This window comes from Candidatus Fukatsuia endosymbiont of Tuberolachnus salignus (genome assembly GCF_964030845.1).
GTDB classification, from domain to species: Bacteria; Pseudomonadota; Gammaproteobacteria; order Enterobacterales; family Enterobacteriaceae; genus Fukatsuia; species Fukatsuia symbiotica.
Window position 1 is genome coordinate 818,990 of sequence record NZ_OZ034983.1, and the last position, 14,949, is coordinate 833,938.

Annotated in this window: 12 protein-coding genes and 1 pseudogene; all 13 read left to right on the plus strand. The window is 46.4% G+C overall.

Annotated elements, in window-relative coordinates; genetic code table 11:
• Positions 1-55 precede the first annotated feature (55 nt).
• Positions 56-508, plus strand: a complete 453-nt coding sequence (mraZ, locus tag AAHH42_RS04130; RefSeq protein ID WP_072550677.1) for a division/cell wall cluster transcriptional repressor MraZ — start codon at positions 56-58, stop codon at positions 506-508.
• Between the two features lie 50 nt (positions 509-558).
• Entirely contained in the window at positions 559-1,500 is a 942-nt protein-coding gene (gene rsmH, locus AAHH42_RS04135) for a 16S rRNA (cytosine(1402)-N(4))-methyltransferase RsmH (RefSeq protein ID WP_072550678.1), read from the plus strand.
• A 53-nt stretch (positions 1,501-1,553) separates the two neighbouring features.
• Positions 1,554-1,880, plus strand: a complete 327-nt coding sequence (gene ftsL, locus AAHH42_RS04140) for a cell division protein FtsL (RefSeq protein WP_072550679.1) — start codon at positions 1,554-1,556, stop codon at positions 1,878-1,880.
• Between the two features lie 38 nt (positions 1,881-1,918).
• Positions 1,919-3,685, plus strand: coding sequence for a peptidoglycan glycosyltransferase FtsI (gene ftsI, locus AAHH42_RS04145; protein WP_072550680.1), 1,767 nt, complete (start codon positions 1,919-1,921; stop codon positions 3,683-3,685).
• Positions 3,630-5,189, plus strand: a complete 1,560-nt coding sequence (gene murE / locus AAHH42_RS04150; protein WP_425286312.1) for a UDP-N-acetylmuramoyl-L-alanyl-D-glutamate--2,6-diaminopimelate ligase — start codon at positions 3,630-3,632, stop codon at positions 5,187-5,189. The genes ftsI and murE overlap by 56 nt, the downstream gene beginning before the upstream one ends.
• Positions 5,186-6,601 (plus strand): UDP-N-acetylmuramoyl-tripeptide--D-alanyl-D-alanine ligase, encoded by a 1,416-nt coding sequence (murF, locus tag AAHH42_RS04155; RefSeq protein ID WP_342221730.1) that lies wholly within the window; start codon positions 5,186-5,188, stop codon positions 6,599-6,601. Before murE ends, murF begins: the two co-directional genes overlap by 4 nt.
• Positions 6,595-7,677, plus strand: a complete 1,083-nt coding sequence (mraY, locus tag AAHH42_RS04160; protein WP_072550683.1) for a phospho-N-acetylmuramoyl-pentapeptide-transferase — start codon at positions 6,595-6,597, stop codon at positions 7,675-7,677. The genes murF and mraY overlap by 7 nt, the downstream gene beginning before the upstream one ends.
• A 2-nt stretch (positions 7,678-7,679) precedes the next feature.
• Positions 7,680-9,074, plus strand: a complete 1,395-nt coding sequence (gene murD, locus AAHH42_RS04165; protein WP_072550684.1) for a UDP-N-acetylmuramoyl-L-alanine--D-glutamate ligase — start codon at positions 7,680-7,682, stop codon at positions 9,072-9,074.
• Complete coding sequence (gene ftsW, locus AAHH42_RS04170) at positions 9,074-10,294, plus strand: cell division protein FtsW (protein WP_119797524.1); 1,221 nt, start codon at positions 9,074-9,076, stop codon at positions 10,292-10,294. The genes murD and ftsW overlap by 1 nt, the downstream gene beginning before the upstream one ends.
• A 214-nt stretch (positions 10,295-10,508) precedes the next feature.
• Positions 10,509-11,585 carry an undecaprenyldiphospho-muramoylpentapeptide beta-N-acetylglucosaminyltransferase gene (gene murG / locus AAHH42_RS04175; protein WP_342221731.1) on the plus strand — a complete coding sequence of 359 codons (1,077 nt, stop codon included), beginning with the start codon at positions 10,509-10,511 and terminating at the stop codon, positions 11,583-11,585.
• A gap of 71 nt (positions 11,586-11,656) precedes the next feature.
• Positions 11,657-13,111 (plus strand): annotated as a pseudogene (gene murC / locus AAHH42_RS04180) (UDP-N-acetylmuramate--L-alanine ligase); the annotation flags it as partial.
• A 97-nt stretch (positions 13,112-13,208) separates the two neighbouring features.
• Complete coding sequence (locus tag AAHH42_RS04185) at positions 13,209-14,129, plus strand: D-alanine--D-alanine ligase (RefSeq protein WP_072550687.1); 921 nt, start codon at positions 13,209-13,211, stop codon at positions 14,127-14,129.
• A 1-nt stretch (position 14,130) separates the two neighbouring features.
• Complete coding sequence (ftsQ, locus tag AAHH42_RS04190; protein WP_072550688.1) at positions 14,131-14,931, plus strand: cell division protein FtsQ; 801 nt, start codon at positions 14,131-14,133, stop codon at positions 14,929-14,931.
• Positions 14,932-14,949: the final 18 nt, after the last annotated feature.

Consider the following 14,949-nt stretch of genomic DNA (forward strand, 5'->3'; position numbering starts at 1 on the left):
GTAAACTCTTTAAGTGGGTATTTGTGGGTTAAAGTGGTGAAAAGGTAACTCAGCTATGTTCCGTGGTGCAACGATGATAAACCTCGACAACAAAGGTCGGCTCGCCGTGCCTACCCGGTATCGGGATTTGCTCAATGAGGGAACACAAGGCCAGATGGTCTGTACTATCGACTTGCATCAGCCCTGTTTACTACTTTATCCATTGTCTGAGTGGGAAGTGATTGAGGAAAAACTCTCTTACTTATCCAGCATGAACCCATTAGAACGCCGTGTTCAGCGTTTGTTATTGGGACACGCCAGCGAATGTCAGATGGATGGTTCAGGCCGATTGTTAATCCCCAACACTTTGCGTCAACACGCAAGGCTAAGTAAAGAAGTCATGTTAGTCGGACAATTTAACAAGTTTGAACTCTGGGATGTACAGATTTGGTACCAGCAAATAAAGGAAGATGTTGACGCAGAACAGCTCCAACCACTGTCTGAACGATTACAGAATTTTTCTTTGTAGTTAGGGTAAATAAACGGCAGGATAAAGCAAGATCATGATAAATGAATAGAATGGTAACTCATTATGAGCATACGAGCGTATTGTTGAATGAAGCAGTAAATGCCCTCAATATTCGCGATAACGGTATCTATATCGATGCTACCTTTGGTCGTGGAGGTCATTCTCGTCAGATCCTCTCGCAACTTGGTCGGGAAGGGCGTCTGATTGCTATCGATTGTGATCCACAAGCGATAGCAGCGGCGAAATCCATCGTTGATCCTCGTTTTACTATTATCCAAGGTTCTTTTTCTGATTTAGCACACTATGTGCGCCAACGGGATCTTGTTGGGCACATTGATGGCATATTATTCGATCTTGGTGTGTCATCCCCCCAACTTGATGATCCACAACGTGGTTTTTCTTTTATGCGTGACGGTCCACTGGATATGCGTATGGATCCTTCCCGTGGTGTGTCTGCAGCACAATGGCTGCTGAAAGCGGAAATAGACGAAATTGCCTGGGTACTAAAAACCTTTGGTGAAGAACGTTTTGCCAAACGATTGGCTCGCGCCATTGTCGAACGTAACCAACAACAACAACCGATGACCAACACTCTCGAACTGGCTCACCTAATTGCTAATACCATTCCTCGGCGTGAAAAACATAAACATCCGGCCACACGTAGCTTTCAAGCGATTCGCATCTACCTCAATAAGGAGTTAGAAGAAATCACCAGAGCATTAGAGGCAACACTTGAAATTTTGGCACCACAGGGGCGGTTATCGGTAATTAGCTTCCATTCACTGGAAGATCGCATTGTAAAAAATTTTATTCGCCAACACAGTCGTGGGCGACAAATTCCTCCTGGTTTGCCGCTGACTGAAACACAATTACACAACTTGGGTGGACGTGATCTGAAATCACTCAAAAAAATGATGCCTTCAAAAAAAGAGGTGGAAACAAACCCACGGGCGCGTAGCTCAGTACTCCGTTTTGCAGAAAAACTGTACTAGACTTCTTGCAAAACCGTAGCGAGGGGTGTGAAGAGGAAGAGAAGGAATAACGCATGACAAGCCATGAGCAACCAAGTTTAATCAAAGTGATAACAGTGGATTTTATCCATAGTGCCAAGATTCCATTGATATTATTGGTCATGATATTGATATCAGCAATGCTCGTGGTCACAACGACTTACCGAACTCGTTCATTAACAGCAGAACGTGAGCGGCTCATTCTCGAAAGAGATGCTCTCGACATTGAATGGCGTAATCTGATTCTGGAAGAAAATGCATTGGGTGCTCACAACCGTGTTGAACGTATCGCCAGCGAAAAATTAAAAATGCAACAGGTTAATCCATTGCAAGAGAACATTGTAATAAAAAAATATTTTTGATCTCAATCTTGATGTTAGTTTCAAATAGGCTCTAGAAAATGAAAACAGTGCGTCCTACGAACAAATTAAAACGTCAGGAACGGCAAATTAGCTTTATTGGCTGGCGTTTTGCTTTGCTCTGCAGTTGCATCCTGTTGGCGATGATGGGGTTAATGATACGTACGGCTTACCTACAAGTGATCAGTCCAGAACAATTGGTACGTGAAGGTAACATGCGTTCACTACGAGTACAAACGGTACCCACTGCCCGTGGCATGATCAGTGATAGATTGGGACGGCCCTTAGCCGTCAGTGTACCGGTCGATGCAGTATGGATCGACCCAAAAGAATTACTTGAACATGGCGGGATCACCCAGGACACACGCTGGCAAGCGTTGTCGGATGCCCTAGACATTCCGCTTGATCAACTGACTAAACGTATCAACACCAACCCTAAAGGACGTTTTGTCTATCTAGCGCGTCAGGTTACCCCTACTATTGGCAATTACATCGATAAATTGAAATTACCTGGTGTCTATCTGCAGCAAGAATCACGCCGTTATTATCCTGCTGGCCAAGTAATGGCACATATTATTGGCGTGACTAACATTGATAGCCAGGGTATTGAAGGAGTAGAAAAAAGTTTTGACCGTTGGCTCACTGGTCAGCCTGGTGAACGTACGGTACGTAAAGACCGTTATGGAAGAGTCATCGAAGACGTCTCTTCCATTGACAGTCAGGCGGCACATAATTTGATACTCAGCGTCGATGAACGTTTGCAAACGTTGGTATATCGAGAATTAAGTAACGCGGTAGCCTTCAACAAAGCGGAATCCGGCACAGCCGTCCTGGTCGATGTCAACACCGGTGAAGTACTAGCCATGGCTAACAGTCCTTCTTACAATCCAAATAAATTAACCGGTACCACCAAGGATGCAATGCGCAACCTTGCGATAACCGATATTTTTGAACCGGGTTCAACGGTAAAACCTATGGTGGTGCTGGCGGCCTTGCAGCGTGGTTTGGTGAAAGAAAACAGCGTATTAAATACATTGCCATTCTACATCAGTGGTCACGAGATTAAAGATGTTGCGCGTTATGCTGAGCTATCAGTTACCGGGATTTTACAAAAATCGAGTAACGTCGGTGTTTCCAGACTGGCGTTAGCGATGCCTCCTTCGTCATTAGTCGAAACTTATTCTCTCTTTGGTATTGGTAAAGCCACCAACCTGGGATTGGTCGGCGAAAGAAGCGGTTTATATCCGAGCAGACAACGTTGGTCTGACCTGGACAGAGCTACTTTTTCTTTTGGCTACGGGCTGATGGTAACTCCGTTACAGTTAGTACGTGCTTATGCAACCATCGGTAGTCTGGGAATTTATCGCCCCCTGTCGATCATCAAAGTCGATTCATCTGTAACAGGTCAACGCGTTTTTCCAGAACCACTGGTACGCACGGTGATAAATATGATGGAAAGTGTGGCTTTACCTGGTGGTGGTGGTGTCAAAGCCGCGATCAGAGGTTATCGTCTTGCGCTTAAAACAGGTACAGCCAAGAAAGTCGGCCCTGACGGCAAATATATCAAAAAATATATCGCTTACGCTGTGGGCGTGGCCCCAGCGAGCAATCCCCAGTTTGCTTTAGTTGTGGTGATTAATGATCCGCAGGCAGGAAAATACTACGGAGGTGCGGTCTCTGCTCCGGTGTTCGGTGCCATTATGGGCGGAGTACTGCGTACTATGAACATTGAACCCGATGCGTTACCGATAAATGATCAAAGCAAACTGGTTATTAATAAGAAAGAGGCTTCAGGTGGCAGATCGTAATTTACGTGACTTGCTCGCTCCCTGGGGGCTTGATGTCCCCACGCTCCCGCTACGGGAAATGATATTAGACAGCCGCCATGCTGCTGCTGGGGATGTTTTTATTGCCGTTGTCGGTCAGCAAATAGACGCGCGTTGTTATATTCCACAAGCCATCGCTCGAGGTGTCGCTGCCGTTATTGCTGAGGCAAAAGGGGCAGAAGCACACACAGAGACCAAAGAAGTCGCCGTTACTCCTCTGATAACTGAAATACAAGGCGTACCTGTGATCTATCTTCATGATCTCACACGACATTTATCTCAGTTGGCCGGTTTTTTCTATCCACAACCAGACACCGCATTAGAATTGGTTGCTGTCACCGGAACTAACGGCAAAACGACAATCACACAATTGTTAGCACAGTGGAGTCATGCTTTGGGAAAAACCAGTGCCGTATTGGGCACCTTGGGCAGTGGCCTACTAGGGCAACGGCTAAAGCAAACAGAAAATACTACCGATTCTGCGGTTGCTATTCAGAAAATGTTGCACGGTTTACGGATGCAAGGGGCGAATTTTGCCGCGATAGAAGTTTCTTCCCACGGTTTAATACAACATCGGGTAGCAGCATTATCTTTTGCCGCCGCTGTGTTTGCCAATTTAAGCCACGATCATCTCGATTATCATGGTGATATGGTCAATTATGAGGCGGCAAAATGGCGACTTTTTTCTACTCACAATGTCAAACAGCAAATAATTAATGCTGATGATGAGGTCGGTCATCGTTGGCTAGATAAGCTGCCTGATGCAGTGGCGGTGACGATGCAGGATAAAACCCTTGTCAGCGGCAGAAAACGTTGGTTGGCGGCGCAAAGTATCAGCTATCGGACTGAAGGAGTCATTATCAATTTTGATTCAAGTTGGGGGACAGGGTATTTGCAAAGCCGCCTGCTAGGTGAATTTAATGTTAGCAATCTATTGATTGCCTTGGCGACACTATTGGCGCTCGATTATCCGTTAGCACGGCTGATTGCCACAGGGTCACAATTGCAGCCAGTTTGTGGACGGATGGAAATATTTAATGCGTTAGGTAAACCAAAGGTAATAGTGGATTATGCACATACTCCTGATGCATTAGAAAAAGCGCTAATGGCTGCCCGGTTACATTGTCAAGGACAACTCTGGTGTGTCTTTGGTTGTGGTGGAGGTAGAGATAAAGGTAAACGTCCACTGATGGGAAGTATTGCAGAACAACTGGCCGACCACATCGTGTTGACGGATGATAATCCGCGCAACGAAGAAGCACATGCGATTGTAGCGGATGTTCGCAGTGGATTGCTCGATGCTAATCATGCGTTGGTGATCCATGATCGGACAGAAGCGTTAACCAGAGCCATTATGCAGGCAAAAGAACAGGATGTGGTTTTAGTCGCCGGTAAAGGACATGAAGATTACCAATTAGTGGGTAGCCGTCGGTTTGAATACTCTGACCGCCTGACCGCCACTCGGCTATTGGAGATCAATGTATGATCACACTTTCCTTGCGACAACTAGCACAAGCGCTCAATGCTAAACTTATTGGCACACAACTGACTAACGACAAAATCGAGATCACACAAGTTGTCATTGACAGCCATCGAGTGACGACGGGTTGTCTGTTCGTTGCTTTAAAAGGTAAACGCTTTGATGGGCATGATTTTGCAGCCAGTGCCATTGCTGCGGGTGCCACAGCCTTGTTGGTCAGTAGACCACTAGATAATAACCTTTTGCCATTCAAGATCCCGCAACTGATTGTGGCAGATACCCGTATAGCGCTAGGGCAGCTTGCTGCTTGGCTTCGTCAAGAGTTACCAACCCGAGTTGTGGCTATAACCGGTTCTTCCGGTAAAACATCGGTAAAAGAAATGGTCGCGGCGATTTTGTGTCAGTGCCGAATCAATGCAAAAAAAGGCAGTACTGTGCTGTATACCGCCGGTAACGCAAACAATGATATCGGTGTACCACTGACGTTATTACGTTTAACGCCAGAACATGATTTTGCCGTTATTGAATTGGGTGCCAATCATTTAGGTGAAATTGCCTACACCACCGCTTTAAGCCGCCCTGAAAGTGTATTGGTAAATAACTTAGCCGCTGCTCATCTGGAAGGATTTGGTTCTCTGTCCGCTGTTGCTCAGGCTAAAGGGGAAATTTTCACTGAATTACCACCAAAAGGGACTGCCATTATTAATGCAGACAGTCACGACTGGCCGCGTTGGCAACGGTGTTTATTGCATCAACAGCGTGTTTGGCGTTTTGCACTGGATGCGAAGGAGGGTGTTGATTTTTTTGCCACTGATATCCGTATTCAAGCGCAGGTAACGCATTTTACTCTGCATTCACCGCAGGGCACTACAGAGATTGCATTATCATTGCCTGGCCGACACAACGTTGCTAATGCACTGGCGGCAGCAGCGTTGGCTATGTCAGTGGGAGCTGATTTGCCAGCGGTACGTCAAGGGCTCGCGCAATCCCAAGCAGTGACTGGACGATTATTTCCCATCCCACTGGCAGTGGGGAAATTACTGCTAGATGACAGTTATAATGCCAATGTGAGTTCTATGACCGTCGCAGCACAGGTACTTGCCGATATGCCGGGTTATCGCGTTATGGTGGTCGGTGATATGGGGGAATTGGGAGAAAAAGCAGCAGACTACCACCGCCAGGTTGGTGAAGCGATTCGACAAGTGGGGGTGGATAAGGTGTTGAGTGTCGGGAAACTCAGTCAGCAGCTTAGCAGTGCCAGCGGTAACGGCGAACATTTTCAGGATCAACACGAGTTAACGACGTGTTTAGTCACATTGTTGCTTGAACACCCGATGATCACCGTATTAATTAAAGGTTCACGCAGCGCTGCAATGGAAAAGATTGTGCACACGCTTCAGGAGAAAACATTATGTTAGTTTGGCTAGCTGAATATTTAGTGAAATTTTATTCTGGTTTTAATGTCTTTTCCTATTTGACGTTTCGTGCCATCGTCAGTTTACTCACCGCTTTATGTCTCTCTTTATGGATGGGGCGACACCTGATTGCTTGGTTACAGAAACTACAAATTGGTCAGGTCGTTCGCAGCGACGGGCCAGAATCGCATTTTAATAAACGCGGTACTCCCACGATGGGAGGATTGATGATCCTGCTATCGATCATTATTTCGGTGTTGATGTGGACGTATCCTACAAATCCTTATGTCTGGTGTGTGTTGTTTATTTTATTCTCCTACGGTGTTATCGGATTTATTGACGACTACCGTAAAGTAGTAAGTAAAAAACCTAACGGTTTGATTGCCCGCTGGAAGTATTTTTGGCAATCAGTCATTGCGCTAATCGCTGCCTTTGCCATGTATAGTATCGGTAAAGACACAGCGGCGACTCAACTGGTCGTGCCATTCTTTAAGGATGTTATGCCACAGTTGGGCTTGCTGTACATTCTGCTGGCTTATTTTGTTATCGTCGGCACCAGTAACGCAGTTAACCTCACGGATGGGCTTGATGGCCTAGCGATTATGCCAACGGTATTCGTTGCTGCTGGTTTCGCCCTGGTCGCCTGGGCGACAGGTAACGTAAATTTCGCCCATTATTTACACATTCCTTATTTGCGTCATGCCGGCGAACTAGTGATTGTTTGCACCGCCATTGTCGGCGCAGGCTTAGGCTTCCTGTGGTTTAATACTTATCCCGCTCAGGTATTTATGGGCGATGTCGGTTCACTGGCGCTGGGTGGCGCATTGGGCACCATCTCGGTATTGCTACGGCAAGAATTTTTACTGGTCATTATGGGCGGTGTATTCGTGGTTGAGACTTTATCAGTCATTTTGCAGGTTGGGTCTTTTAAATTGCGTGGGCAACGTATTTTCCGCATGGCACCGATCCATCATCATTATGAGCTTAAAGGTTGGCCAGAACCTCGGGTGATCGTGCGTTTCTGGATTATTTCACTGATGCTGGTATTGATCGGGCTGGCAACACTTAAGGTACGGTAGTTATGGTAGATTATCGGGGTAAGAAAGTGGTTATTATCGGGTTAGGATTGACCGGTATTTCCTGTGTTGATTTCTTTATGGCTCGTGGCATAACACCATGGGTTATGGACACCCGTGTTAATCCACCCCAGTTGGATCATCAATTAATGGCCGATGTGGAATGTCATTGTGGCTCGCTCAATCGGGAAGGGTTGTTAGAGGCCGACCTAATTGTTGCCAGCCCTGGCATTGCATTGTCTGATCCAGTACTCAACGAGGCGATAGTCGCCGGAGTAGAAGTTATCGGCGATATCGAATTATTCTGCCGAGAAAATCAAGTACCTATTGTTGCTATCACCGGTTCTAACGGCAAGAGTACCGTTACTATGTTATTGGGTGAGATGGCACAAGCAGCTGGCTGGCAAGTCGGTGTTGGCGGCAACATAGGAACCCCCGCGTTAACACTGCTAAAACAGGAATATCAGTTAATAGTACTGGAATTATCCAGTTTCCAGTTAGAAACCACATACAGCTTGCGCGCGTGCGCGGCTACCGTACTTAACGTTACAGAAGATCATAACGATCGTTATCCTTTAGGGATGCAACAGTACCAGAGAGCCAAATTACGTATTTATGAAAATGCGCAAACTTGCGTGGTGAATGCGGATGACACCGGTACCATGCCGAATTTCGCTATGCCACAATGCGCTGTTTCACTGCAAGCTATGCCACGACGAGCTATGTCACAACAAGAAAAGGATGAACAGAAAAAAAATAACTGTTGGGTCAGCTTCGGTATCGATGTCGGCGATTACCATTTGAGTAAACAACAAGGCACGATCTGGCTACAGGTAGGGAGGAAAAAAGTATTAGATACCAAAGAAATAAAACTCAACGGGCGTCATAATTACACTAATGCATTAGCAGCATTGGCGTTAGCTGATGCCGCCGGTATTCCGCGTTCATCCAGTCTAAAAGCGTTAACCACTTATCAGGGGCTGCCTCACCGTTTTCAGTTGGTGTTTGAAAATAGAGGAATACGTTGGATTAACGATTCCAAAGCCACAAATGTGGGAAGTACTGAAGCTGCCCTTGATGGTTTACAGCTAGTGGGTACTCTACATCTGTTATTAGGAGGAGATGGTAAATCTGCCGATTTTTCTGGTTTAACTCGATTTTTACAAGGCGACCACATCCGTATCTACTGTTTTGGTCGCGATGCACAACAATTGGCCCAGTTACGACCAGAAGTGTCACAACGTACTGATAACCTGCGGCAAGCTATGCAGCTACTCGCTGGGCAGATCGTGAGCGGCGATACAGTGCTACTCTCACCGGCCTGCGCTAGCCTGGATCAATTCCGTAATTTTGAACAACGTGGTGATGAGTTTTCTCGTCTCGCGAAGGAATTAGGCTGATGAATATCTACAGGTTGCCTAACAAACTAAAATATTGGCTAATACGCTCGCCAAAAGGCAATGCTAATAACCATGATATTACTAGCCCTATTCTTTATGACAGAATTCTAGTATGGCTAAGCTTTGGTTTAGCGATTATCGGTTTGGTAATGGTGACCTCGGCTTCAATGCCGATCGGCCAGCGGCTTGCTAATGATCCCTTCCTGTTTGCTAAACGTGATGCGTTTTATCTTACTTTAGCGTTCGCCATGTCGCTCGTCACGTTACGCATTCCGCTGCTAATCTGGCAGCGCTATAGCAATATCATCTTACTGGTTACCACAATGTTGCTGGTCATGGTTTTGTTTGTAGGGAGTTCAGTCAATGGCGCATCACGCTGGATCACTATGGGTCCATTACGCATTCAGCCAGCAGAACTTTCCAAATTGGCACTATTTTGCTATCTCTCCGGTTATCTAGTACGCAAGGCACCGGAAGTGCGCCGTAATTTTTGGGGTTTTTGTAAACCCATGGGCGTAATGGTGGCTCTCGCGGTGTTGCTGCTGGCTCAACCTGATTTAGGCACCGTGGTTGTGCTGTTTATCACTACGCTCGCGATGTTGTTTTTAGCCGGTGCCAAATTGTGGCAATTTTTGGCGATCATCGGTTGTGGCATTTTTGCGGTGGCTTTGCTGATTATTGCAGAACCTTATCGTATAAGCAGAGTCACATCGTTTTGGGATCCCTGGAGTGATCCCTTCGGTAGTGGTTATCAATTAACCCAATCGTTGATGGCATTTGGTCGTGGCGAGTTATGGGGACAAGGACTAGGAAATTCGGTGCAGAAAATGGCATATTTGCCAGAAGCACACACCGATTTTATTTTTTCGATTCTGGCTGAAGAACTTGGCTATTCCGGTGTAGCTCTCACCTTGTTGATGGTATTCTTCGTCGCTTTGCGTGCGATGTCCATTGGACATCGTGCATTGAAGGCTGATCAGCAGTTTGCGGGTTTTTTGGCGTGCTCAATTGGTATTTGGTTCAGTTCGCAAACATTGATTAATGTTGGTGCAGCTGCCGGAATACTGCCGACTAAGGGCCTAACACTACCTTTGATCAGCTACGGTGGTTCGAGTCTGTTGATAATGTCCACTGCAATAGTGTTGTTGCTACGCATTGATTTTGAAACACGTTTAGCAAAAGCCCAAGCCTTTGTCAGAACCTATTCGAAATCGACATGACGAGCACGATAGATTTCGCATAGACTCTAAGAGCCTGTTTCAAATCTTTTTCACTATGCATCAGAAGAGGAAATAAATGGGCGAAAAAGCGCAATTTACTCTTTGTATACAGCAAAAGGGAATAAATGAACATTTTGAGCTCGTTTTTAACGCATTACTTGACCAAAACACGGCGAGCAAAAGAGATTTTGAATAGGTTCTAAGGGGTTAGGTGATGAGTGTGAGCACTAGACGTTTAATGATAATGGCAGGGGGTACAGGTGGTCATGTTTTCCCTGGCCTGGCGGTAGCTCGCTATTTGCTAGCGCAGGGCTGGCAGGTGCGTTGGTTAGGTACAGCAGACAGAATGGAAGCCGATTTAGTCCCCAAATATGGCATTGAAATAGACTTTATTCAGATTTCAGGTCTACGAGGTAAAGGGTTACGTGCTCAGCTGCTGGCACCGCTACACATCTATCGGGCAGTACGCCAGGCAAAAAAAATTATCCGTGATTACCAACCGGATGTGGTATTGGGAATGGGAGGTTATGTTTCAGGTCCTGGTGGTCTGGCAGCCTGGCTGTGTGCGGTGCCATTGGTATTGCATGAACAAAACGGTATCGCCGGTTTAACCAATCGCATTCAGGCAAAAATTGCCAAAAAAGTATTGCAAGCCTTCCCAAGCGCATTTTTACATGCCGATGTGGTAGGTAATCCGTTACGAAGCGATCTACTCGTATTACCGCCGCCAACACAACGCCTGGCTACACGTGCAGGGGCAATACGAGTACTGGTGATGGGGGGTAGTCAAGGTGCACGGATATTAAATCAGGTTTTACCGGGTGTCGCCGCTCAATTTGGCGAACAAATAACAATATGGCATCAGGTAGGCAAAGGGGCGTTGACAGAGGTACAGCAAGCTTATCAGCAATACAATCAGCAGCAGCATAAGATCACCGAGTTTATTGACGATATGGCTGCGGCTTACCTCTGGGCTGATGTGGTGGTGTGTCGTAGCGGGGCCTTGACAGTCAGTGAAATAGCTGCGGTTGGATTACCAGCAATATTCGTGCCATTTCAGCATAAAGATCGCCAGCAATATTGGAATGCACTGCCGCTGGAAGAGGCAGGTGCTGGCACAATTATCGAGCAATCACAGTTTACCGTATCAGCAGTGAGCAGTTTGCTGGCAAGTTGGGATCGTGCAACATTGGTAGCGATGGCAGAGAAAGCCAGAGCAATCGCTATCCCTGATGCAACTGAACGCGTCGCTGCCGCGGTAATAGCGGCCGAAAAGAGGTCACAGAAATAGTTAAATAGGCAATATTTGTAACAAACAATATTTATAATCCTATAACAGGCAACGGGATAGCGAAAAAAAACGTGAATACACAGCAACTGGCGAAATTACGTACTATCGTGCCCGAAATGCGGCGCGTTCGGCACATTCACTTTGTTGGCATTGGTGGTGCCGGCATGGGAGGCATCGCTGAAGTGCTGGTGAATGAAGGCTATCAAATCAGTGGGTCTGATCTCACACCCAATTCAGTGACAGAGATACTGAGTGAGTTAGGTGTACAGATTGATTATCATCATCGTGCGGAAAATATACTGGGTGCCAATGTGGTGGTGGTTTCCAGTGCGATCCTTGATGGCAATCCAGAGGTTATCGCGGCGGGTAAAGCACGCATTCCGGTGATCCGTCGTGCAGAGATGCTGGCCGAACTGATGCGTTATCGTCATGGTATTGCTGTCGCTGGTACTCACGGCAAGACTACCACCACCGCGATGGTTGCCTGTATTTATGCTGAAGCGGGTTTGGATCCAACTTTCGTTAATGGTGGATTGGTGAAAGCTGCAGGTGTTCATGCACGTTTAGGTGTTAGTCGTTATCTGATCGCTGAAGCAGATGAAAGTGATGCTTCCTTTCTTCATCTACAACCTATGGTCGCCATTGTGACTAATATTGAAGCCGATCACATGGACACCTATCAGGGTAACTTTGAGAATTTAAAACAGACTTTTATCAATTTTTTACACAATTTGCCCTTTTATGGTCGATCTGTAATGTGTATCGACGATCCCGTAGTATGCGAATTATTGCCACGTGTAGGGCGCCATATCACAACCTATGGTTTTACAGAGAGTGCTGATGTACGAATTATCGACTACCAGCAGAAAAAGGCACAGGGATATTTCACCCTGAAGCGGCGAGATAAGGAAGCAATCAAAGTAACGTTGAATGCACCTGGTCGTCATAACGCGCTTAATGCGGCGGCTGCGGTAGCGGTGGCGACGGAAGAAGGGATCAGAGATAATTGTATTTTACGGGCATTAGAGAATTTTCAAGGTACCGGTCGCCGCTTCGATATTCTTGGTGATTTTTCATTAGAAAAGGTAAATGGCAAAAAAGGCAGCGTTATGCTGGTTGATGATTATGGGCATCATCCCACTGAAGTTGATGTCACCATTAAGGCCGCGCGTGCTGGCTGGTCAGATAAACGTATTGTGATGGTTTTTCAACCACACCGCTACACGCGTACACGTGATCTGTACGACGACTTTGTTAACGTGTTATCTCAAGTAGATCTCTTGCTGATGCTTGATGTTTATTCTGCAGGTGAGTCAGTTATCCCAGGTGCTGACAGTCGTTCTCTATGCCGTACTATCCGTAACCGTGGTCATCTGGATCCGATCTTAGTTGAAAAAAATGAAGACGTGCCAAAGATTTTGGCATCTATGCTCAATGGCAACGATCTGCTATTGGTTCAGGGCGCGGGTAACGTTGGTAAGATCGCGCGACACCTGGCTGCATTGGAATTACAGCCGCAGAAACGACTGTCATCGAAATTGTCATCAAAACGGCCAGTGAAACAACGATCACCGAAACAACAGCCACTAAAACGACAACTGTTAGATAAAAACGAGGCAAGTCATGACTGAAAAAGTCGCGGTATTGCTGGGTGGGATTTCCGCTGAACGTGAAATCTCAGTGTTGTCAGGTAAAGCCGTATTGGCGGGTCTGCGTCAGGGAGGCATTGATGCACATGCAGTAGATAGCAAAGAGGTTGCGGTCACGAAATTAAAACAGCTGGGATTTGACAAGGTTTTTATCGCGCTTCACGGGCGTGGTGGTGAAGATGGTAGCTTACAAGGAGCATTGGAATTTTTACAATTGCCTTATACCGGCAGTGGTGTACTGGCTTGTGCGCTAGCGATAGATAAGTTACGCAGCAAATTAATATGGCAAGCATTAGGTTTGCCGATAGCACCTTATGTCTCGCTGAATCGTCAACAATTTGCAACCGTTTTGCCTGATAATGTAAAACAACTTACTGAGCATCTTGGTTTCCCACTGATTGTTAAGCCAAACCGTGAAGGTTCCAGTATCGGAATGAGCAAAGTGATGCAACACGATGAATTGCTATCCGCACTAAAAGAAGCTTTCCATCATGATGATGAGGTCTTGATTGAGAAATGGCTTGGCGGGTCGGAATTCACCGTTGCAATACTGGGTAACGAAATTTTACCATCAATTCGTATTCAGACACCTGCCATGTTCTATGATTATGACGCTAAGTATCTCTCGGATAATACAGAGTATTTTTGTCCAAGTGGCTTAGACCAGGAAAAAGAGCAGCAGTTAGCACAGTTAGCAAAACAGGCTTATCAGGCGCTAGGTTGTAGTGGTTGGGGTCGGGTTGATGTGATGCAAGACAGTGATGGCACTTTCTGCCTGTTAGAGGTGAATACTTCGCCGGGAATGACCGATCATAGCTTGGTGCCAATGGCGGCGCGTCAGTGTGGGTTGAGCTTCTCTCAGCTGGTGATGCGCATTCTCGCGTTGGCTGATTGATATGTCACAGGCTGCCCGAAAAACACAGGCACGAATGGTTGCAAACAATATCGCCAGGCAGAGTGCAAAACGAAGTCGCAACAAAGGCCAATTAGCTGGGCTGATTTTCCTGCTGATGGTTTTAGCGACATTGCTGTGGACGATTTGGGCGATTGTCAGTTGGATGAAGGATGAGCGCCGTTTGCCGTTATCAAAATTAGTGGTGACAGGGGAGCGTTACTTCACCACTAACGATGATATCCGCCAGGCGGTTCTGGCATTGGGAACACCTGGCTCTTTTATGAAGCAGGATGTGAATATTTTTCAACAGCATATTGAACGTTTACCTTGGATCAAGCAAGTTAGTGTGCGTAAGCAATGGCCGGATGAGCTGAGAATCCACCTGGTAGAGTATGTGCCGGTGGCGCGTTGGAACGACTTGTATCTACTCGACAGCGAAGGGAAGCCATTCAGTGTGCCCTTAGAGCGTATTGGTGATCAGAAACTGATATCACTTTACGGCTCTGAAGGCAGTGAGCATGACGTATTGAGCGGTTATAAAACAATCAATGAAGTATTGGCTGCCAGTAAATTTAAAGTAAAAATGGTCACGATGAGCGCGCGTCATTCCTGGCAATTGACCTTGGATAATGATGTTCGACTCGAATTGGGGCGAGATGACCTCAACGGACGCTTACAACGTTTTATTGAGCTGTACCGATTGCTGGAAAAACAGCCTGATAAACAACTCAATTACGTCGATTTACGTTATGACAGCGGGGCTGCGGTGGGTTGGTCGCCTGTTTTTCAAGCGATCAATTGATGATCAAAAGAATAGTGG